Genomic DNA, 22,519 nt, shown 5'->3' on the forward strand with positions numbered 1-22,519 from the left:
TATTTAAAAAATTTCTCTAAATACTGATTTAATAGATCCTGATAATTTACTTACAATATCTATTTGATTAATATCTTCTTCCTCTTCTACGTCTACTTCCTTACCTTTTGAAGCTTCAAGTAGAAGACCTAAAACTGTAGAAAATTTTGGATTTTGCATAATATTTGTCATGCCACCAAAAGCAATTGGAAAACCAATCTTAAGTGGACGCTCTAAAAGGTACTCACCAATATCTGGCATTCCTTTAATCATTGCACCACCACCTGTAAGAACAACACCACCACTGATGTCATCTCCTAGATTCTTTTCTCTAATAATATTTTTAATAAGATCAAATAACTCTTCAGCTCTTGCTCCAAGTACATTTGCAACTGTATTTAGTTGTACTTCTCTTGGCTTAGTTCCAGAGATTCCTTGTACTGTAATATGAGCTGATTGGTTTACCTGTTCAGGTAAAACTGAACCGTGATTAATTTTAATTCTTTCTGCTTCTGCGTGTGGAATTTTGAGTGCAACAGCAAGATCATTTGTGAAATGATTTCCACCCACTGGAATAACTTGTGTATGAACGAGGGCCCCATCTTTCCAAAGAGCAAGGTCTGTAGTCCCACCACCAATATCAACAAGTAGTGTTCCCATTTCTTTTTCTTCAGGAGAAAGAACAGATTCAGAAGAAGCAATCGGTTGAAGAGTTACGTTCTCTACTTTAATCCCAGTATGCTCAACACACTTAACAAGGTTTTGAATTAGTGAGATTGAACCTGTAACAATATGTACATGGGCCTCAAGACGTGTCCCACACATTCCAATTGGATTCTTAATCCCAGTTGTATTATCAACTTTATACTCTTGAGCAATAACGTGAATGATTTCACGATCACTTGGCATAACAACTGCTTTAGCAGCTTCAAGTACACGATCAACATCATCTTGTGAAATTTCGTTACCTTTAACAGCAACAACACCTGAGCTATTAAAACTATAAATATGGCTACCAGCAATTCCAATAGTTGCACTATGGATATCAACTCCGGCCATTAGTCTTGCCTCTTCTAAAGAGTTATGAATTGAGCGAACTGTTTTATCGATATTTACAACACTACCTTTCTTTAAACCATGACTTGGATGTGTACCAATACCAATGATTTCAAGCTCAGCTTTACCAGTGTTTTGATTAGAAATGTTTTGGATACCTACGATTGTGCAGACTTTAGTTGTACCAACGTCTAAACCGACAACGATGTTTTTTTCTTTCATTGAGAATCCTTTCTCTAGTTTTTTCTTACAGAATCATTCTGTTAATAAAGAAATCTAACGGCAATTTTTACCGCATACAATGAAATTTTAGAATTAGTCGTTGAACTTGACAACAACTTTTTTGGAATTTGTAATATTTATCACTGATGGAATTTTCTTTTTCTTGTTCATATAACCAATGATTTGAGTCAACTTTTCAACTTTAAGAGGCCATTCATCTTTGCCCATAAAGACACTTGAAGGCTTTCCTTTAATCGAAAGAATCATTGTTAACTCTTTATCATCGCTAATAATAACTTCAGAAATTAATTTTCTAAAAACAAGATCAAGGTCTGCGATAATACGTGTGATATTTTTTTGAACTGTCTTATCCATTTCCCCAACAGGGATTGCAAGATAAGGAAGAGAGTAATTTAACTTCTTTTCCGTTCTTAGTAGAATTTCATATGTTGGGTCAAATAGTTGACCATTATCAACAAGAATTGCTTCATAAGACTCCATTCCATTTTCTTTGTAAATTTGTACTTTCATTAATGGAGATGGACATTCATAGATAAAGTTAAGCATTCCTTCCATCGGATTATACTTAATCGTATAGTCTGACAGAAAGTGTTTTTCTTTTAATTTATCTGCTGCAACTAGATTCTTCATACTTCTTAAAGAACGGTTTCTTTCGAAGTCTTTTACTAGCTTAAGAGTTAGTGTTCCAGCAGCACGTGAAGGACATTTACCAAAAGCCGTCTTATATTTGATCTTCTCATTTGGCTGTGAAACTGCTGATGCAGAAGCACTCAAAAGAAGAAGTGAAATAATTGAAATAGCTTTTTTCATTAAATGTCTATCCTGACTTCAGGCTCAAACTTTAAACCATAGTTTAGATAAAGTTCTTCCTGTACAATTTTTATAAGTTCTTTTACATCGCTGGCCGTCGCTTTATCGAAATTCTCCATGAAGTTTCCATGAAGATTACTCACGCGCACATCACCAACTTGTAACCCTTTCAAATTAAGTATATCAATAAATTGTCCTGCAGTGCAAGTTCGCTTATCTCCAACAATGTTTTTAAAGACACTTCCACAAGTTTTTTCCTTTAATGGTTGTGACTTATTTCTCATTAGGAGGTAGTTACGAATTTTCTCACCAAGGTTTTCATCTTGACCTTTTGAGACAAGCTCAACTTGATAAACAATATCCCCAGGTTTTAAAAAATTGTTTTGGCGATATGAAAAGCTAGACTCTGTTGCCTCATGAAGATACTCGTTACCTTCCTTATCAATATACCAAACTCTATTTATAATTTCGCTAATCCAACCAAGACCCGTTCCCGCATTCATGAAAACTGCTCCACCTAAAGTAGCTGGAATTCCAGTTATCACCTCCCAGCGCATATTACCAAATTTGGAAGCATGAGAAGTTAAGCTTGAAAGCTTCACAGAAGCTGGAAGAATATAGCTTTCATGATACTGATTTAAAATACGACGATCGTAATCAAAGTCTAGATTAATTATTGGATGCTCAATTCTTTCATTTAAAAGTTGATTGGCACCTAAGCCTAACACCATGTAGTTAAGGTTATTTTCAGTAAGGGTTCTTGCAACGTCCTTAAGTCCATCAAGATCCTTTACAGAAATAAAATCACCCTTAGATTGAAGTCTCATTGTTGAATACTTTGATAGATCCTTATCAATTTCGATTTCAATATTTGGAATATTAGCTAATAACTCTTTAATCTTATTCATTGCGATCGTTATCTAAAACCCATTCTCTAATGACTCGGCCAATTGACCCGGCCCCTAATGTCATAATTGTTGAATTCTTATTAGACTTAATAATTGTATCTAAGTCTTTAAGTTCAATTGTTTTAGCTAGCCCCGGATGAAGTCGATTAATATCTTCGACAAGTCTATCTGAAGTGATCCCAGGAATAGGGCTTTCACTAGCTGGATAAATTGGACACATATATAACTCATCAACGTCGTTGAAACAGTGTAGGAACTCATTCCAACAGTCTTTTGTTCGAGAGAAACGATGTGGTTCAAAGATAGCAATTTTCTTATGATCTCTAATTTCTTTTAATGTGTTTAAAGTCTTAGCTATTTCAGTCGGATGATGGCCATAATCATCAAGAATCTCTACATCTTCATTCTTATAAAGTAATTGAAAACGCCGTCCAACATTTTCAAAGCTTCTAATTGAGCTTCTAATCATATCCACTGGTACTCCCATTTTATGAGCAATGGAGATTGCCCCAAGAGCATTTTGCACATTGTGCTTACCTGGAAGATTAATGATAAAGCGTCCTAAGTTCTCAGGACCAACGATAAGGTCAAACTCTGAACACAGATCAGACATTTTAATATCGACAGCTTGATAATCTGCTGTTTTTTCAATTCCAAAAGTAACAATTGGTTTTTTAATATGTGGAACAAGACTCATTAGTCTTTCATCATCTGCATTAAGTGAAGAGAGTCCATAGAAAGGAACTTTGTTAATAAATTCTTCAAAGCTATCCATAAGAACATCTTCACTTCCGTAATGGTCCATATGATCAAGGTCGATATTAGTTACAACCGACATGATTGGATTTAACATTAGAAAAGATCCATCAGACTCATCGGCTTCGGCCACTAAGTACTCACCAGTACCAACCTTTGCATGTCCTGCAAGATTAGAAACGATACCGCCGATAATATAAGTTGGTTCGTAGTTGCTCGCTTGTAAGATTGTCGCTAGAAAGCTTGTTGTTGTCGTCTTACCGTGAGTTCCCGCAATTGCGATTCCTCTTTTAAGTCTCATAAGTTCGGCCAACATTTCAGCTCTTCTCATAATAGGAATTTGCTTTTCACGGGCCATCTGCATTTCAGGATTAGACTCATTTACTGCAGATGAATAAACAACCACTGTCGTCCTTTCAGTTATATTTTCACGCTTATGTCCAATAAAGACCTCAGCTCCTAAATCTCTTAAACGAGCAACATTGGCAGACTCACTAATATCTGAACCTGTTACCTTATACCCAAGACTCAGTAGAATTTCAGCGATACCGCTCATCCCAATTCCACCGATTCCAATAAAATGCACGCTAATATTTTGAATATTAATATTCATACTAGTTCCTTTTCACAAGATTACTTCTTCTAAATTTAGCGCATATATTGGCTATTGTTGAGAAAAAAACGGTTTCTGGCCTGACATCGTTCGTTGACGTGACACACAAGAGAAGATTACACCGATAGCAATTAAATTACTCATAAGTGATGATCCACCATAGCTAACGAATGGTAGGTTAAGTCCCTTTGTTGGAAGAAGCCCAAGAACAACCCCCATATTTAAACAAGCTTGAACACCGATAATGAAGATAATGGACATGACCATTTTCTTTGCAATATCGTCATTTAAAGACAGTGCTAATTTAAAACCAATATGAGTAAAGGCCATAAAGAGAACAACAAATGCAATGACTCCTAGAAAACCAAACTCTTCACCTATAACTGAAAAGATGAAATCATTATGGGCCTCTGGTAGAAAGAATAATTTTTCTAAACTATTACCAATACCTTTTCCAAAGAAGCCACCATTTGCAAAACCAATCCAAGACTGAATTACCTGGAAACCACTTCCTCTTGGGTTTGCCCATGGATCTAAAAAGGCCATCAGTCTTTTTACACGATAAGGTTGAGCAACGAGTATTAGAGACGAAAGAATTGTTCCGACTACTCCCATGATATAGAAATACTTACGATTAAAATTAGAAATGAAACAAGTGAATCCCATTCCTAGGGCACAAATAAAGAATGTTCCAAAGTCTGGTTGTAAAAGTAAGAGCAAGAGTACTAATCCAATATTGGCCGCATACTTTAAACGATTTTTAAGATTTAGCTTTTCATAATTCTCAAAAAAGAAAAGTGACATCATAAGTATCGTATACTTTGCAAGCTCTCCCGGTTGTAATGAACCGAACCCTAGATTAATCCATCGATTGGCACCTTTAGCAACAACACCTAAACCTGGAATAAATGTTAAAACCAAAAGAAAGGCCACGACGAGATTTAAGTGGAATGAGAACTTTATCCAAAACTGATACTTAGTCTTTGCCACAACATAGGCCATACCCACGCCGATTAAAGCAAAGAGAATTTGTCTTGAGAAGAAGTGAAGGCTTGTTCCGTAAACTTCTTTTGAAAACATATAGGATGAAGAGTAAACCATGACGATACCAACACCAACAATAATTGATGTGATAATTAAAAAGAGTTTTCCAAAACGATCCGTGTTTTCAATAGAGTTCATATATTAATCATATATGAAGATTGTATTCGATGCATTAGAAATATAGGAAACTGCGCGTCAGGCTACTTGATATACATTTGCGCAAAATGCCTAATTGGATCAATTCCTCTTTCATCAAAACACGTGTAGGCATTGAAAGGATCTAAGCCTTCTTTTTGAATTATATTTAAAACACAGTTCTTCTCTTTTTCATTTTGCACCAAGGCCGCAACTGTCACATGAAAGCTATTCACACTACTGTGATAGTACTTGGCCACTTCATGAATGCTCGCCAAAGTTTCAGCACTCTTTACATAAGTGCATGCGTTAAACTCCACGAGGGAGATCGCTCTGCGATTGTCTAAGACTTCAGTTAAACATTGAAACTGATACTTAGTCGTAATTTGTGAGCATTGTTTTTTAAAACGAAATTGATTGTATTTTGAAAGTCGCTTGTCCACGAGGTTTTGACAGACTTTCACATAATCTTGATCAGCTTTAATTTGAGTAGAAAAAATAGAAACAAAAATAAAAAATAACAGAACCTTCATGACGAGATCATATGACTTAAAACTTGTTCTGTATTAGGCATAAAAAAAATGCCTGCATAAAGCAGGCATTTCTATAATTATTATTTCAAAAAATTATAATTGGTAGACAAGTTTTTTAAAGTAATTCCCACGCTCTTCGTAATCTCTAAAGAAGTCCGTAGCAGGATTACCTGGTGAAAGAATAATCGTGTCACCAGTTCTCGACTTTTGATAAGCAAAGAGAACAGACTCTTCAAACGATCCAACAATGAAAGTTTGTGGATGCTCCCCAAGTGCGCGGTTCATTCTTTCTTTTGCTTCACCAACAAGAACGATGATTCGTGTTGTTTGAATTAGCTCATCAGTAAATGCTTCATACTCAAGATCTTCGATATCTTTCCCACCAGCAATTAAGATAACCGGAGTTTTAAACGCCTTAGTTGTCTCAACAAGTGTTCTCATATCTGTTGCTTTTGAGTCGTTATAGAAAGAAACACCATTTTTTTCCATTAAGAATTCAATTCTGTGTGGAATTCCAGGGAATTTCGTTACACATGTTTGAATTGCTTCGTCAGAAAGATCTAGTGCCTTACATGCAGTGATTGCAGCAAGAAGATTTTCACGGTTATTTTGACCAATGATTCTCATTTTCTTAACAACAAACTCTGAGTGGTAGTTGATATTTGAATGGATACGACGATCGTGGAAGTGTGTTCCTTGGATCTCTTCCATTACACCAAGCTTAACGAATGATCTTCTTGAGTACCAGTAAGTCTGGCAATTTGCATTTCTAAAGAAGCTATTATTTGCAAGCTTGTCGAAGTTAACAATTAAAGTGTCATCAGGAGATAGAGTCTTGATGATACTTAATTTTGTTTCCATGTACTCACCCATCGACGTGAATTGTCCTTGTGGGTAAGTGTCTGCGATATCTGTAAAGACAACCATCTTAGGGTGGAAGTCAGTTAGACGTCTCATTTGAACTGCTGAAACCTCGACTACAACGTAGTCAATTTCATCTTTATTAGGAAGCATTGAGTATTCGATAAATGGGCTTTCGCTTGTTCCACCAACAAATACATTCTTTCCATCTTGTCTTAAAGTAAATCCAATCATGTGTGCTACAGTTGTACGACCGTGAGATCCACAAACAGCAATGATTGGCTTACGACATAGCTTATTTCCAAGAGCGAATTCAGAGTAAACTTCTTTCCCTTCTCTTCTTGCTAGTTCTAGTTGAGGCATATTTGGATCAACAGAACCTGAGTAAACAACAACATCAGCATTGATGAAGTCGTCATCTAAGTGTTCACCAAAAGTCATTTCAACTGCAGGTTTAATCTTACGTAGTTTCTTTACAGCTTTATTAAGATCAAAAATCGGTTTGATATCTGTTACACGAATATTACAGTCAAGACGATTAAAGAAATTTATGAGTCTGAAACCAGTTTTTCCAATACCAACGATTAGGATATTCTTGTTTCTAAATCTCTCCATTCTCTACCTCATTTTTAATGTTGCGATCGCTAGAATCGCTAAAAATATACTTATAATCCAAAATCTAACAATTACTTTAGGCTCGGCCCATCCCAATAGCTCGAAGTGGTGATGTATCGGGGCCATCTTAAATATTCTCTTCTTACGAGTTTTGTAAGAAGCAACTTGTAAGATCACCGAAACAGCCTCGGCAACAAAAACACCACCAATAATAACAAAGAGTAATTCACTTCTTGTTAGTACGGCCATTGTTCCTAGTGTACCACCTAAGGCAAGGGACCCCACGTCACCCATAAAAATCTGAGCTGGGTATGTGTTATACCACAAAAATCCAACGCCTGCACCGACGATTGCAGCACCAATGACAGCTAATTCTCCAACATTTTCAACGTATGGCACAAAAAGGTATGATGCAATCTCTCTGTGACCAGTTGCATAAGCAATAAATCCAAGAGTTGCAGCTGATGTAATGATTGGACCAATAGCTAGTCCATCTAATCCATCTGTTAAGTTAACAGCATTACTAGAACCAACAATAACGATAGCCCCGAAAATTATAAAGAAGCTCATCAGGTTAAAGACTGGCCCTTTCACAAAAGGTACAAATAATTGAGTGTCGATAACATTGAAATGAACCATGGCAAAGACAGCAATTAGAGCTGTTGCAAATTGCCACACAAGCTTACCTCTGGCCGAAACACCTTTTGTATTTCCTTTAGAGATCTTAGCATAGTCGTCGATAAAGCCGAGCACAAAGTACGATGCAGTTACACCACAGGTAATGAGAACTGGAATCGAATTAAAATTTCCAGTTATTAACAGCGTTAATAGGATTGTCCCCAAAATAAAAACACCACCCATTGTTGGTGTTCCTGCTTTTTTTAAGTGAGACTCTGGACCATCATCACGTATTACTTGGCCAAACTGCTTACGCTGCATGAATCCAATAAAGTACTTACCCCAAATAATTGAGATAACTGTTGCAAGCAAGAAGGCCACAACTGTTCTAAATGTGATGTATTTAAAAATATTAAAAGCAAAGAATTCATCCCTTAGGGGATAGAGGAAATGATACAGCATGTAATCACCTGGTTTTTAAATTATATTACATAGTTATATCTATTAGCCTCTCTAGTTGTAAAGAACGAGAAGCTTTTAAAAAAATATAATCGTACGAATTTAATACTGTTGGCCAATTTGAGATGAAATCATCAAGATTTACATAAGTTTCGGACGCACCGCTAAATTTATTTTGATAAAAATTAGCAAATCGCCCAATGAAAATTGAGTTTTTGATACCTAGCTCATTTAACAACTCCGCAACACCCTCGTGATGTTCCTGGGTCTTATCGCCTAACTCATTCATGTCACCAATAATGAAGATAACTTTCTTTGTATCTGGGACTTGTTTAGCAAACTCTCTAATTGCAAGTCTCATTGAAGTTGGATTTGCATTGTAGGCATCTAAATATATTTTTGACTCATTAACACTAATCCACTGGGCCCTTTTATTTTCAGGAAGCCTTAGTTTTTTTAACTCGTGAAATAAGCTTAATGAGAAAATATTTTCTAAGACAAAACATGAAGCTTGAACATTCCAGCGATTATATGACTCTTTAATAAAGTCACTTTCAAATTCGTAAACATTATTCTTGCTTACAGGAACAATCTTTTCTGTAACTTCTAAAGTTGCTAGCTTCTCGTCTTCCATATTTAAAAAGAACTTCTTTCCATGGTCTTTGATCCAACGGTAAAGTGCAGACTTTTCTTTTAGAACACCATTAAGATCAATTAGAAATTCAGTATGGGCATGGCCAATATTTGTAATATAGCCGTAGTCAGGTTGTGCAATTTCACAAAGTACTTCAATCTCGCCAAAATGATTAGTTCCCATCTCAATAATAGCGAACTTATGCTCATCCTTAATAGAGAAGATTGTTAGTGGAACACCAATATGATTATTTAAATTACCATGTGTACAAATAACTGCATCATGAAGAAAGGATTTTGCCAACGAGTAAAGTAGTTCTTTTGTTGTTGTCTTCCCATTTGAACCAGTAAGTCCAAAAACAAAACCGCCGCGATTCTTCCACTCAACAATTCGAAACTTAGCTGCTTCTTGTAAGAAAGTAAGGCTATCTTCAACTAAAAAGAAACAAAGCTCTGCATCCTTCTCAGCTAGAGTTCGGATCTCCTCTTCTCTTTCTTTTGTATGAGTTAAGACAATTGCTTTTGCACCATTTTTAATCGCATCTTCAATAAAGTTATAAGCATCAAATCGTTCACCCTTCAGAGCAAGAAATGTATTCTTATCTTCAGGCATACGAGAATCTGTTGATAGTAAAATATCAACATCAAGATCCTTACCAACCTTTTTAACTAGACCTGAAACTTTATTTAAATCAGAAATTAACATAATTCCCCTAATGCACTCTTTACTTCTTCAATATCACTAAAGTGGTATTTAACACCTTTGATATCTTGATATTCTTCGTGTCCTTTACCTGCAATAATGACAGCAGTAGGACGTTCATATTCTTTCACATAAGTATGAATAGCTTCCTTGCGATCAACGATAATATCAACGGCCTCTTTATTACCTTCAAGAATATCTTTAATAATCTCATTCGGATCTTCCGTTCTTGGATTATCACTTGTTACAACAACCTTATCGCTAAATTCCAGGGCAGCTGAAAGCATCTTTGGACGCTTTGTACGATCGCGATCACCACCACAACCAAAGATTGTAATAATGTCATATGAATCAAAATGTTTTTTAGTTTCACGACAAATATTTACAATAGCATCTGGAGTATGAGCATAATCCACAATGAATACACTATCGCCCTTTCTAAAAAGATTAAATCTTCCTTTAGGTAAAGATAGCTTTATTTTTCTACTTAATTTTAAACTAGAGGCCCTATCACAAAGAGCGAATGCTAATTCTAAATTATCGACATTGTAGCTTAGGTTAAACTCCTCACCATAAATGTTTTCTACATTAGAGGCCAAGTCACAACTTAACTTAGACTTGAATTCATCTTCTTGAGAACGTGGAATAATAAAATTTGAATCACTATAATTTGCAAGCTTTGCTTTTGCATTAAAGTAAGAATCCATCGTTCCATGATAGTCCAGATGATCTTGAGTAAAATTTGTCCACCCTATAGAGTCAAATTTCATTTTCTTTACTCTCTCCTGCTCAAGGGCATGAGAGCTTACTTCCAAACAGAAGTAATTAATATCTTTCAACTTAAATATGATTCTTCTTAAATCAATGAACGATGGAGTTGTGGCAGATAGACTTTCCATCACTTCACTCTCACCTTTAATGACACCAACCGTACCAATGCTACATGCACTTAGATTGTTAGCATTAAGAATAAGCTGACAAAGATGAGCAACAGACGACTTTCCGTTTGTACCTGTTATTCCAATTAACTTTACTTCACGATTAATTGGATACAGCTCCTCAACCAACTCTTCTTGTAATTTATAAAAATCACTCTCGTCAACAACGAGTGTATCAAGGTCTGCAACCTCACGATTCGTAATGACTAGCCCGGCACGACCTTTTTGATAACGTTGGCGAAATAGCTCAATAGCTTTCTCGTTATCATGTATACGATAAAAAGCGATATCACACGGTTTAGCTTGATCTAGATTTGCCGTAAGGTCAGTAAGACCCTCCAAAAGGATTTTATATTTTTTGATTAAGTTATTCATATGTAGGTGGGGCGTATTTTAGTTTTACAACGACATCGCCATCGCGAGTACTACCGGCTTCAGGAGTTTGTTCCAGAACGACACCCACGCCAATATGGCTTAGATCAATATCTAGCTTTTGAGCAAGGGCCATTGCTGACTTCTTATCAAGGCCAACAAAATTTGGAACAGAACCTCTACCAGTGTAGCGTTTTGCAGACTGAACTCTTTTTACAGAGTCAAAGGCCATATCATTCTTATAAGTCTCGTTTTCAGCAAGACCTTCAAACTCTTTGTTCTTATAGAGAAGGTATTCAGTCACTTTTCTAAAAACAGGCCCTGCAACTGAATTTCCATAGTATGACTTACCTCTTGCAGGCTTATCAACATAAGAGTAAACGACAAATTTCTTCTTAACCCCAACAGGGAAACCTAGGAATCCTGGAATATAACCCGTATAACGTCCATTACTATCAGCTCTTTGAGCAGTTGAAGTTTTAGCAGCAATCTTAAAGTAAGGAATTCTTGCTTTCCTTGCTGTACCTCTCTCAACTGTATTGACCATCATCTCAGTAATTGATTTAGCAACATCAGTAGGAATAACTCTTTTTGCTTTTACTTTCTTTGGATCATCTACTTTTAAGATAGTAGGTTGCACATAAACACCATCATTCGAGATTGCTGCAAAGGCCGCTAGCATCTGAATTCCAGTTGTTGCAACACCTTGGCCAAAGCTAATATTACTTAAAGAAAGTGGTGATACATTCTTATCATCAGTAAAGATTCCACGAGATTCGGCAGGTAACTCAATTCCTGTTTTATCACCGATCTTAAAATCATTTAGTGTCTTTTTAAGTTTTGGAAAAGTTAAATCGAAAGCAATCTTTGTTGTCCCAATATTTGAAGAGTACATAAGGATCTCTTCAACAGAAAGCCACTCAAATTTCTTTCTCGATTCAGCTTCTTTAATAATATGGTCTTCAACTTTTAGACGGCCTTGCTCACAGTAGTAATTAGTGTCAGGTCGTACAACTTTATTCTCTAGCGCCGAAGCAAGAGTTAGGACTTTAAGAGTTGAACCTGGCTCGAATGGGTCACTAATAAAGGCAAGCTTACGATCACTCCCTTTTGAATCCCCCACATCATTAGGATCGAATGTAGGATAATTTGCCATTGCAATAATTTCACCGGTCTCAGCATCCATAACACCAACACCGCCTCGTTTTGCATCAACTCTTTCAACGGCTTCTTTAATGGCCTTTTCAGCAACAGCTTGTACTTCCTTATCAATTGAAAGATAAACATCGTTTGCTCTTTCTGTAGGAATATTTTGGCTAACGTATCTTACAGGACGACCTTTATTATCTTTAAAGTACTTAATAATTTGAGGCTCACCTCTAAGTTCCTTATCGAAACGATGCTCGATACCGGCCAGTCCGTTATTATCCAATCCAACAAAACCTAAAGTTTGCGCAGCAAGCTCGTGATTTGGATAAATACGTTTCGGAATTTCTTCAATATAAATACCCTTAAGCTTTTTAATCTGTGCAACTTGCTCTTCTGTCAGTTTCGACTTTCTAGTAATCCAAGTAAAACGATTTCTATCAAGCGCCTTCTTTGCGATTCCATCAAGTTCCATCTCAGGAAGGATTGCCTTAAGTTTTTCATAAACTTTCTTATCTGAGATATTCTTTGGAATAGTAAAGATTGAGTAGGTTCTAATATTAATAGCAAGAGGGTTTCCATTGCGATCATAAATATGGCCACGTCTAGGAAAGACCTTTCTTTCTCTAAAGAATTGTTTTTTTGATTGTGATAATAAATGTCCACGATCAACAACTTGAATACGAAATGCTTTTACAAGAATTGCAACAAAAGCAATTGTAAAAATTGCGTATATAACTTTTAATCTGTTTTTTAAATTATTATCACTCACAACACTTACTTCTTAGCTGGAACAACAATGATTTGATGTTGCTTCGGCTGTGCTAAGTTATAATTGCGGGCCATCTTTCTCAAATTAGATACAGATAGAAGTCTAGCTTTTTTAGCTTTTAACTCTTTTCCCTCAACTTTAATTCTCTCTACTTCTTTTTTAACTGTTGCGATCTCATAATTCAGCTCAATCCCTTTCATTCTAAAAAGTACGAATAAAACTGTAATCACAACTAAACTAAGAACAATTGGTAAACCTTGTGAACTAAGAACTACTCCCCTGATCTTATTCCCAATACTTTCCTTCTTAGATTTTGTTCGACTCATCCTTGAGGCCATTTAACAATCTCCTATTGTTATTAATTTTCAATCTTTGAAAATTTCTCGTATTTATTTTTCGACTTCTTACTTACAACACGCTTAAGTACTCTAAGTTTTGCACTTCTTGAGCGAGAGTTTTCAGCAATCTCTTCATCACTTGGAATAATTGGCTTTTTAACTTCATTTTCAAAAAGCATCTCACCAAGTCCATTTTTTTCATAATCTTTAAAAAGCTTCTTCACAATTCTGTCTTCTAAAGAATGAAAACTTATAATTAATATTCTACCACCAATCTTTAATAATGGTAGCACCTGATTAATTACGTCAGTTATTACATCCAACTCGCGATTAACTTCTATACGCAGTGCTTGGAAGCATTTTGTCGCCGGATGAATACGGCCAAATTGTAATTTTTTTGGATAACAATCTTTAATTAAGTCGGCCAATTGGAAAGTAGTATTAATTGGCCCATTCTTATCGCGCTCATGAACAATTCGCTCAGCAATTCTCCACGCATATTTTTCTTCGCCGTAATCTCTAAAGAGATCTGCTAAGCCCTGTGCAGAGTAACGATTGATAATATCCTTTGCCGTTTGAATATTGTCATTATCGTAGTCCATACGCATATCAAGCGGTGCATCAACACGAAATGAAAATCCACGAGAACCCTCATCGAAGTGATGAGAAGAAACACCTAGATCAAGAAGAACTCCATTTAGCCCTCCGTTTGGTTCCACAAGATCAGCATGATTCCCCATGACAATATCTTTGAAGTGACAAAAGTTAGAGTCGTGTAAGAAGAGTCTATCTTCAACACCATTTTTCTTAATTAGTTCACGACCGTTCTTTAAAGCATCAGGATCTTGGTCAAATGAAATTAGCTTGGCCTTTTCATCTCTTTTAACAATTGCCAAAGAATGGCCGCCGGCCCCAAATGTACAGTCAGCAAAAAGCAACTGATCATGTTCTTCGCTATCTAAATAAAGATAGTCGAGACATTCTTTCTTTAAGACGGAATAGTGCTCTTTATATTCTTCAACCATTAAATAACCTTATTTTATAAGTAGTTAGCAGTTACAAATTTAACGAAAAAAAAGTGAACAAACTTTTAAAATCTTTCATTCATTTGACTTGTATACACTACCAATGCCAAAATTTTACATCTAGCGCAAGGAATTTAAAAGTACTATGAGAGATACTGATTTAATTTTAAATAAATATATTGAATCAAAAGTTTTAGATTTTAAGAATCGTGTTAATGCTTATAGCGCGAGAAAGAATTATTCTAAATCTTTTTTAAACTCTGCTAAAGAATTAACCAAGTCTGACTTAGTTGAAAGATTCAATTTAGTTAAGAATAACCTCTCACCAAATGATGCCATTAAACTGATGCGAAACCTTGTCACATCGAGTGCTTGGATCAGCTTTTCTTCAGCTCGCTATATACACTCTCTTACAAATTTTAAAAGCTTCGACAACAAATTCGACTTTGATAAGGTCAACTATCGATTCTTTAATGACCTCAAGGCCCGCAGACCTATTGACCTCCCAGATGATGAAATCTTTAAGATCATCTATAACGAAGTAGAGTACGCAAAGTACCATCCAAATTATATTTCTAATTTAGAAGAGCCTAAAACAGATATTACAATTGTTTTAATTCCAGGTGTTTTCAATGAGTTATTTTCAACACCTTCGTTTGAGCGCGCCTGCCAACATCTTAAATCAAACTATAATATTAAGTATTACACACCAGAAGTTAATGGCTTTGATAATTGCTTAAAGAATGCAAAGTCACTACGTGAACAAATTTCAAAATATGTAAGTGATCACCCTAATGAAAAGCTGTGGCTGATTGCCTTTTCTAAAGGCGGTCTGGACTCACTCCACTACCTAGCTGATTATAGTGAAGAACAAGATGCCATTGTTGGCCTTTCAACAATTGCTTCCCCAATTCTAGGCTCTAATTCATTCAATAAGAAATTTATTAAAACCCTAAATCTTATTCATAATTTTTCGGACTCTAAGCTTTATCAATTAATTGATGGCAAGAAAGACATCTTGGCAAAAGAAATGCAGAAGTCACTTTCTTCGACTTTTCGCAGGCCTTGGATGAGAAATAACCACGACAAGCTTAATCAAAACCTTTTCTATACTTCGATAGGATTTTCATCAAAGTGGTATGAGAGTCATCTCTGGATGATTCTTATGAAGATGTTTATAAGAAGCAAGAAGGATAATGATGGAGTTGTTGATACTGAAAGCTCATTATTCCCATACTATTTTGAAAGGGGCATCAAGCTTGGTATTTTAGATGGCCATCACCTTATTGGTAGAAGATCTTCTTTCTACTGCCAAGAAGCTTTGATTGAGGCCCATATTCACTATCTAAAGTATAAAGGGCTACTCTTTTAAGCCGCCCTTTAAATTCATCAGTACTAATTTTGACATTGTTTTAAGAGTTTCAAATACACCAATACCCTTAACAGCTACTGCATCAAAGGCAGGCCTTTCATCGGCATTAAGTGTTTGATTCATATCCTCAACAGGTGTGACATTTGGAAGATCTCTCTTATTCCATTGGAATACAATTGGAATCTGATCAATATCGTAACCTTGTTCAGTAAGATTTGCTTCAAGGCTTTTAAGTGATTCAATATTGGCCTCCATTCTCTCAAGTTGAGAATCGGCAACAAAGATCACGCCATCAACTCCGCGTAAGATTAACTTGCGAGAAGATTCGTAAAAGACTTGTCCAGGAACTGTATATAAGTGAAAGCGAGTTTTAAAACCTCTAATCTCACCTAGATCAAGTGGTAAGAAATCAAAGAAGATTGTTCTTTCATTTTCTGAGTCGAGAGAAACCATCTCTCCCTTATTTCCACCAGCAGTTTTCTGATAAATATATTGGATATTCGTTGTCTTACCACCAAGACCTGGCCCGTAATAAACGATCTTACAATTAATTTCCTTCGTATTGTAATTTACAAAAGACATGTGGCCCCCGTTATCCTAAAACGCCTGCAAAGAGGTCATCGACTTCGTTATCACTTATATCATCGAATAGAAAGACCTCGTTTGGATCACTATCCCCTGATAAATGTGCTTCAATAAATTCTGGAAGCTTTGATTCAATACTTCTAATTCTTGCCTTTAGTTTTGCCGGATTATCCACATCAAAATAGATAAGACTTAGATAGATATCATCAAAGAATCCTGAGAGCTTTGTAATATAAATCCCTTTTGAAGAAGTTGCATAATTGAATCTAAACTCATCTTGCGTTTCTTCTGGGATAAATTGAGAAAGAACTGAACTTGCCTGCCATACACCTGCAATAAGGGCACCAGCAGTATCACTATCGAAATCAGTTTCAACACTTTTAAATGAATACAGTGGAATTCCGTCCTGACGACAAACAATTAAACCACTATTAACTAGAGAATCTAATCCACTATACTCTCTAAAAAACTCTTGAATAACGACTTCGATGTTATCCATAAACCTTCCTTACATTTTGGTTTTATTTTCTAATGCCTTAGATATTGTCATTGTATCTAAGTAGTCGAGATTCCCACCCATAGGAATCCCAAAGCCAATTCGATCGACGTTAACTTCATCTGAAAGAACTGATTTAATATAACTACAAGTCGCATCACCCTCAACAGATGGACCAATAGCTAAGATTACAGATTTAATACCGAGTTCATCAACACGCTTTTTAAGCTTATCAATATTCAACTCCGCTGGACCAACACCCAGAAGTGGATTTAGTACTCCACCTAGTACATGGTACAGTCCTCTGTATTGGCCACTTCTTTCAATGGCCATGTAATCAGTAATTGATTCAACAATACAAATCTCAGTTGATTCTTTACGATGAATATCACTACAAACAGCACAGATATCTTCATCAGCAAAGACACCGCATTGATTACATTTTTTTAATTCTGCTAATTCATTTAGAGCAACAGCAAAGTCTCCTAATTCTTCCTTAGTCCACTTTGCTAAGCTAAGAACATGTCTTAGCGCACTCTTTTCTCCAATGCCAGGCACTTTAGAAAATGAATCAACAAGATTATTAATTCTTTCAGGTAGTTTCATTAAGTTTTAGCCTTAGAAAAGTCCTGGAATATTTAGTCCACCAGTAACTTTGCTCATCGCATTTGAAACCATATCTTGAGATTCTTTAATTGCCTGATTTACTGCAGTTAAAACAAGATCTTCAAGAGTTTCAACATCAGTTGGATCTACTGCTTCAGGATCAATCTTGATAGCTTGAATTTCTTGCTTACCAGTAATTGTGATTTTAATAGCACCACCACCTGAAGAAACCTCTAGCTCACGCTTTTCAAGTTCTTTTTGAAGTGTGCTAATTTTTTGCTGCATTTGTTGTGCCTGTTTCATTAGGCCTTGCATTCCCTTTGCCATTTTATTCTCCAATTTTATTCATCTTCATTTAAGATAATTTTATCAACCTTAGAGTTAAATATTGAACTGGCCAATTGAAGCATTTCATCACCTTCAATTTCCTTTCTTTGATTTTGTTTTTCAATATTTTCATTCTCTATATTAATTTCAAATTTCGATTTAAAATCTGTTTCTTCTGCTTTCTTTTTTTCGACTAGCTCGATTGATAGATCAATCTCTTGCACTTGAAAATATTTTCTAAGATGCTCTCTTACCTTCTCAAGTGTTTCCTGATTATTCATATGATCAAAGAAAACTTTTGCACCAGTAGGATAACCGATAAGAAGGGATACCTTGTCTAGTTGAACAACTAGATCACCAATTAAATTCCCTTGCTCCATATTTGCACCCATAACAGGTGAAGTCTTTGCTAAGAACTGAAGAAAACCATCCCAAGACTTAGGGCCCTCAATAACAACTTCTTCCTCAGTGGATTCCGCTTTAATTGACTCAACATCTTGTGTTTCTCCATCAGAATCTTCACTAGATTCTTTTGGTGGTTCTATAGGATCATCAAAAATAATTTTATGAGGCTTTACGGCCTCTTCTTGTATTGGCTCTTCAGCAACAGGACTAGGAGTAACTTCTAATTCTGGTTGTGCTTGTATTTGAGGTTGCGGTTGAACTTCTTCAGTCGTTACTTCTTCAGTCTTGGCCACAACTTGGGCCTCAGGCTTTCCCGCACTATCCTCCACCTGAGTGTCTGCAATTATCTGATGTCTTAATGCTACCTTTCTCATTGCTAAGAGTGTTGCATCCGTCGGAATAATTGACTCAAGCGTCCACGTAAAATCCTTAGCGAGTGTTTCATATACCCAGTAAAGTTCTGCACGTGTTGTACGATCAAATATATCACCGTCCACTTTTGAAAGAACTCTCGACTTATCGTTGAAATCTTTTGCAATAACAATTGAAAATAGATTTTCAAGTAAAGACTTTACAATATTTTGTAGAGAGATATTTTGTGAAATGAGAGCACTAAAAGTATTAGTCAGCTCTTCAATATTTTCAGAAAGAGTTGAATCAATTAATGTTTTAATTGAGCTAAGCTTTGCGATCCCAAGGGCCTGAGCAAAGATATCCTCTGTAATTTCTTGTCCAAAAGAAAAACTTAAAACCTGATCAAATAAAGAAAGCGTATCTCTAAAAGATCCATTACCAAGCTTAGCTAGAGTTTCAATTAACTCTGAGTTAGCAAAAGTAATATCTTCAAGCTGTGCAATGTGAATAATATGAGACTTAAGCTCTTCAACTGTTGCATTAACAAAGTCGAAACGCTGACATCTCGAAAGAACTGTTCCAAGTAGTTTTTCCGGCTCAGTTGTCGCCATTAAAAATACGGCATGCTCTGGAGGTTCTTCTAATGTTTTTAAAAGGGCATTGAAAGCACTATTAGAAAGCATGTGAACTTCATCAATAATATAAACTTTATACTTACCACTAGATGGTAGATAAGAAATATTACTAATTAGCTCTCTTACATCATCAACACTATTATTAGATGCACCATCGATTTCAACGACATTCATTGAAGCCGCAGAATCAAAGTCCTGACATGCACTACATTCACCACATGGGTTTTGATTCTCATCACGAGTTTCACATCTTAGTGCTTTTGCAAAAATTCTAGCTATCGTTGTCTTACCAATCCCACGTGTGCCAGAAAAGATATAGGCATGACCTAGTCGGTCTTCTCTCAGTGAGTTAACTAAAGTTTTAACGATATGTTCTTGCCCAACAAAATCTTGAAATTTTGCAGGACGATATTTTCTGGCCAAGACCTGATATGACATTAAGCACCATCACTTTATATGATTTTAAAATTTTACTTGTTAACTATAGGAAAAATTATAGGTATTGGAAAGGGGCAGCCGATACAAACACAATGCAACAAAAGTTACCGTTGCTTCGTTCCCGACCTGGCGGAGTTAGCTCCGCTACATTTGTCTGACCGGCTACCGAACATGAATATAATATTTATCTTAGTATGATGTCAATGAAAGCTAGTATTTAATGATAATCGTCTCACCTTTGAGACTCACCGAGTCGGAATTGATGAACTTCATCACAAATTTCAAAACGAATTTTGTTGCCGTCATACCTGCAACTCGTGCTCGGTTAACTTTAATTCTCACTTCACGCTGCTCTGGATGAACATCGAGTTTTCCAGCGGCCTTAAATTTGAAAGTGAATAGAGACTTTAGCTTGGCCGTCATATTAAAGTGGCCATCAGCAACAGTAATTTTTAGATCACGAATACGATTCTTATCTGACTCTTTCTTATCTTCACTAATCTTTTGAATACTAAAATCAGATCTTCTAAGGCATCCTTCATAAATTGAAACAGCATCCACTTCCTTATCAGACGGATCTATTTTTACACAACGTGCCTCAATCTTAGTGAAAGTAAATTCACCTTTTTTAGTTTGGGCCTCTAGTTGATTAGCAATCAGACCAAGGTGCTGTTTTTCAAAATAAACTTGTCCGTCAAAAACATTAAATGGCATCCCTTCTCTAAGTAACTTAATCTCTTTTCCTGCAATTCGAGACTCTTCTAAACAACCAGCGAAGATTAGATCAAGATTAAAAGCACTTAAATTTGGGTCTTTATAACAATCAATATTAATATTCTTAAAGTTAATCGAACTATTGAGAAGGTTACCAGAAGCGCTTTGAGCATCGATGATTATTGAATCTTCTTTAAAGGCAACTTCCTTTCCACGAATATTTACATTAGATTGGCTAGCACCACTTTGTTTAATTTCTACGATTGCGAATTCTTTGCCCTCAAGTGGCTTAATGTGCATATCCTTCAAACAAATTTCATCTAAGTTAAATGTAAACTCATCACTTTGACATTTAATATCTACATCTTTGATATCAAAAAGAAATTGTTCTGCGCCAATACTAAGTTGTGGCCCATTTGCAAAAAAGCCAGTCTCTGCAAATTCGATTTTAGCTTCTTTTGCATAAATCATATTAAGTAGATCAATTTCAGTGAACTGTGGAAGATGAGTTGTAAGATTTAAATTATCTTTTTGAAAATTAATACGATTATTAAATAAGAAAGTATTAACAAGAAATAATTCACCATTCTCTGTTAAATCAAACTCAACGGCATCGTATTTTATATACACATCTCTGGCATGGGCAACGCCACCAAGAAAGTCACTTCCTAATTCTCTATTTAAGCTGATGGAATCAACTTCAAAAAACATAGAATTGGCCATACAAGATAATGCGAATGTTGCCGATAAGATAAATTTAAACATGTATTTATGTTCGATAAATATCGTCAGAATGTAAACACTAGAGATTTAACTTTGACGCTTTCGATAAGTTTTTCGACGCAATTTGAAGAAATCTGATAATACTTTCGAGCATTTAAAGTGCTCAACGCCACCAATGATAGAAAATTTATGATTGAAGCGCTTATCTTTTTGAAAACTATAACCAAGTGAAACTGATCCCGCCTTCTGATCATAGGCACCAAAGACAACATTTTTAAAACGTGCCTGCAAAATTGCATATAAGCACATTGGACAAGGCTCAAGCGTAATATAGATTGTGCAATTAAGAAGTCGCCAATCCCCAAGTTTTTCACTCGCTTCTCTGATAGCGAGAATTTCGGCATGGGCCGTCGTATCTTTTTGATGTTCTTTTAAATTATGAGTATGAGCTATCACGTTATCATTTTCGTCAACAATGATTGCTCCAACAGGAACCTCTCCCGCCTTAAAAGCAAGCTCCGCTTCTTTAAGGGCCAGGTTCATATTCCAAATGTGTGATTTAATACTCATGATTTAAATTTTTTATCTTTTTTGGCCTTACGCTCAAAATTCCAATACTTTTCTAATTCACCATAACGACGACGAGAAGTTTCATCAGTGTTGTGAAATCTTACACCGTATGTAAAAGGTCGTCCTATCGAATGCTGTCTTTTAGATACCACTTCAACACTCAGGCGTCCATCAATGCTTGCAGTTAGAGGCTCAATTTCTAGCTTTTGACCAATCTTCAAATCATCGAACAAAGTAAGGCCACCAGCCTTACGACGTAGATCAACTAATCTTCCCTCCACTCCATCAAGACCTTCCGAGTAAACACACGTCTTTAAGTCGTTGCGGTACCTAAAGTCATATTCCCACCAACTTATGACAGGATAGAAAACAGGTGTATACAAAGAGAAACAAAGGACACCAAGTAACATGAGAGACATTGTGTAGAGAAAAAATAATGAGAAGTCATTGTAGTAATACAAGGACCTCAAGATATAAAAAATAACAAAGAGTGCAACGACGACACTTAAAGTCCAAAAAGAATAGTGAACATTTTTTTGCATTCGATAATAGAGTCGATAAAGGATTACGGAAAAGATAATTCCAAAAAGTGCGATAAAGTTAAATTGAAACTTAAAGAACTCATAACCCTTGGCCAAGAAGAACAAGAACATATGTAGCGAAAACAATGCTTGAACTTTATTGAAGTCACTCTTAATTGATAGTTTACTGATACTGATTAACATTATTCTATTTTA

General features: G+C 35.8%; 22 protein-coding genes and 1 other RNA gene. 1 reads left to right on the forward strand and 22 read right to left on the reverse strand.

Going from position 1 to position 22,519, the window contains the following annotated elements:
- Positions 1 to 3: 3 nt before the first annotated feature.
- The 13 genes from ftsA to rsmH all read right to left on the reverse strand — a co-directional run bounded on the left by ftsA (position 4) and on the right by rsmH (position 14,557).
- Positions 4 to 1,257, reverse strand: coding sequence for a cell division protein FtsA (ftsA, locus tag ABMA78_RS15025; RefSeq protein WP_021267553.1), 1,254 nt, complete (start codon positions 1,255 to 1,257; stop codon positions 4 to 6).
- A 93-nt stretch (positions 1,258 to 1,350) separates the two neighbouring features.
- On the reverse strand, positions 1,351 to 2,088 hold the full coding sequence (locus ABMA78_RS15030; protein ID WP_392861238.1) for a hypothetical protein: 738 nt from the start codon (positions 2,086 to 2,088) through the stop codon (positions 1,351 to 1,353).
- Positions 2,088 to 2,996 carry a UDP-N-acetylmuramate dehydrogenase gene (gene murB, locus ABMA78_RS15035; protein ID WP_392861240.1) on the reverse strand — a complete coding sequence of 303 codons (909 nt, stop codon included), beginning with the start codon at positions 2,994 to 2,996 and terminating at the stop codon, positions 2,088 to 2,090. Before murB ends, ABMA78_RS15030 begins: the two co-directional genes overlap by 1 nt.
- Positions 2,989 to 4,365 carry a UDP-N-acetylmuramate--L-alanine ligase gene (gene murC, locus ABMA78_RS15040; protein ID WP_392861242.1) on the reverse strand — a complete coding sequence of 459 codons (1,377 nt, stop codon included), beginning with the start codon at positions 4,363 to 4,365 and terminating at the stop codon, positions 2,989 to 2,991. The genes murB and murC overlap by 8 nt, the downstream gene beginning before the upstream one ends.
- Positions 4,366 to 4,416: 51 nt before the next feature.
- A complete protein-coding gene (gene ftsW, locus ABMA78_RS15045; RefSeq protein WP_392861243.1) occupies positions 4,417 to 5,547 on the reverse strand; it encodes a putative lipid II flippase FtsW in 1,131 nt (376 codons plus the stop codon).
- Positions 5,548 to 5,609: 62 nt separating this feature from the next.
- Positions 5,610 to 6,077, reverse strand: coding sequence for a hypothetical protein (locus ABMA78_RS15050; RefSeq protein WP_392861244.1), 468 nt, complete (start codon positions 6,075 to 6,077; stop codon positions 5,610 to 5,612).
- Positions 6,078 to 6,170: 93 nt separating this feature from the next.
- Entirely contained in the window at positions 6,171 to 7,553 is a 1,383-nt protein-coding gene (gene murD, locus ABMA78_RS15055) for a UDP-N-acetylmuramoyl-L-alanine--D-glutamate ligase (protein ID WP_021267585.1), read from the reverse strand.
- Between the two features lie 3 nt (positions 7,554 to 7,556).
- Positions 7,557 to 8,633, reverse strand: coding sequence for a phospho-N-acetylmuramoyl-pentapeptide-transferase (mraY, locus tag ABMA78_RS15060; protein ID WP_392861246.1), 1,077 nt, complete (start codon positions 8,631 to 8,633; stop codon positions 7,557 to 7,559).
- A gap of 25 nt (positions 8,634 to 8,658) precedes the next feature.
- A complete protein-coding gene (gene murF, locus ABMA78_RS15065) occupies positions 8,659 to 9,969 on the reverse strand; it encodes a UDP-N-acetylmuramoyl-tripeptide--D-alanyl-D-alanine ligase (protein ID WP_392861247.1) in 1,311 nt (436 codons plus the stop codon).
- Positions 9,963 to 11,246, reverse strand: a complete 1,284-nt coding sequence (locus tag ABMA78_RS15070; RefSeq protein ID WP_392861249.1) for a Mur ligase family protein — start codon at positions 11,244 to 11,246, stop codon at positions 9,963 to 9,965. Before ABMA78_RS15070 ends, murF begins: the two co-directional genes overlap by 7 nt.
- 25 nt (positions 11,247 to 11,271) lie before the next feature.
- Positions 11,272 to 13,194, reverse strand: a complete 1,923-nt coding sequence (locus tag ABMA78_RS15075; protein WP_392861251.1) for a penicillin-binding transpeptidase domain-containing protein — start codon at positions 13,192 to 13,194, stop codon at positions 11,272 to 11,274.
- A 5-nt stretch (positions 13,195 to 13,199) separates the two neighbouring features.
- Complete coding sequence (locus tag ABMA78_RS15080; protein ID WP_392861253.1) at positions 13,200 to 13,532, reverse strand: hypothetical protein; 333 nt, start codon at positions 13,530 to 13,532, stop codon at positions 13,200 to 13,202.
- A gap of 20 nt (positions 13,533 to 13,552) precedes the next feature.
- Positions 13,553 to 14,557 (reverse strand): 16S rRNA (cytosine(1402)-N(4))-methyltransferase RsmH, encoded by a 1,005-nt coding sequence (gene rsmH / locus ABMA78_RS15085; RefSeq protein WP_392861254.1) that lies wholly within the window; start codon positions 14,555 to 14,557, stop codon positions 13,553 to 13,555.
- Positions 14,558 to 14,702: 145 nt separating this feature from the next.
- Here rsmH and ABMA78_RS15090 point away from each other — a divergent pair, with 145 nt between their 5' ends.
- Positions 14,703 to 15,929: an esterase/lipase family protein gene (locus tag ABMA78_RS15090; protein WP_392861256.1), complete on the forward strand. Its 1,227-nt coding sequence runs from the start codon at positions 14,703 to 14,705 to the stop codon at positions 15,927 to 15,929.
- On the opposite strand, the gene ABMA78_RS15095 is transcribed toward ABMA78_RS15090, so the two are convergent.
- The 9 genes from ABMA78_RS15095 to ABMA78_RS15135 form a co-directional block, all read right to left on the reverse strand.
- A complete protein-coding gene (locus ABMA78_RS15095; protein WP_392861258.1) occupies positions 15,918 to 16,511 on the reverse strand; it encodes an ATP/GTP-binding protein in 594 nt (197 codons plus the stop codon). The genes ABMA78_RS15090 and ABMA78_RS15095 overlap by 12 nt on opposite strands.
- A 10-nt stretch (positions 16,512 to 16,521) precedes the next feature.
- Positions 16,522 to 17,013, reverse strand: a complete 492-nt coding sequence (locus tag ABMA78_RS15100) for a hypothetical protein (RefSeq protein WP_392861259.1) — start codon at positions 17,011 to 17,013, stop codon at positions 16,522 to 16,524.
- Positions 17,014 to 17,022: 9 nt separating this feature from the next.
- Positions 17,023 to 17,616, reverse strand: a complete 594-nt coding sequence (gene recR, locus ABMA78_RS15105) for a recombination mediator RecR (RefSeq protein WP_392861261.1) — start codon at positions 17,614 to 17,616, stop codon at positions 17,023 to 17,025.
- 12 nt (positions 17,617 to 17,628) lie between these two features.
- Positions 17,629 to 17,943 carry a YbaB/EbfC family nucleoid-associated protein gene (locus ABMA78_RS15110; protein WP_392861262.1) on the reverse strand — a complete coding sequence of 105 codons (315 nt, stop codon included), beginning with the start codon at positions 17,941 to 17,943 and terminating at the stop codon, positions 17,629 to 17,631.
- 14 nt (positions 17,944 to 17,957) lie between these two features.
- Positions 17,958 to 19,775, reverse strand: a complete 1,818-nt coding sequence (gene dnaX, locus ABMA78_RS15115; protein WP_392861263.1) for a DNA polymerase III subunit gamma/tau — start codon at positions 19,773 to 19,775, stop codon at positions 17,958 to 17,960.
- A gap of 70 nt (positions 19,776 to 19,845) precedes the next feature.
- An RNA gene (gene ffs / locus ABMA78_RS15120) (signal recognition particle sRNA small type) lies at positions 19,846 to 19,942 on the reverse strand.
- Positions 19,943 to 19,985: 43 nt separating this feature from the next.
- Positions 19,986 to 21,254, reverse strand: a complete 1,269-nt coding sequence (locus ABMA78_RS15125; RefSeq protein WP_392861265.1) for a hypothetical protein — start codon at positions 21,252 to 21,254, stop codon at positions 19,986 to 19,988.
- 45 nt (positions 21,255 to 21,299) lie between these two features.
- On the reverse strand, positions 21,300 to 21,782 hold the full coding sequence (locus tag ABMA78_RS15130; RefSeq protein ID WP_392861266.1) for a nucleoside deaminase: 483 nt from the start codon (positions 21,780 to 21,782) through the stop codon (positions 21,300 to 21,302).
- Positions 21,779 to 22,507: a PilZ domain-containing protein gene (locus ABMA78_RS15135; protein WP_392861267.1), complete on the reverse strand. Its 729-nt coding sequence runs from the start codon at positions 22,505 to 22,507 to the stop codon at positions 21,779 to 21,781. The genes ABMA78_RS15130 and ABMA78_RS15135 overlap by 4 nt, the downstream gene beginning before the upstream one ends.
- Positions 22,508 to 22,519: the final 12 nt, after the last annotated feature.

It is taken from the genome of Halobacteriovorax sp. RZ-2, assembly GCF_043196685.1.
GTDB lineage: Bacteria > Bdellovibrionota > Bacteriovoracia > Bacteriovoracales > Bacteriovoracaceae > Halobacteriovorax_A.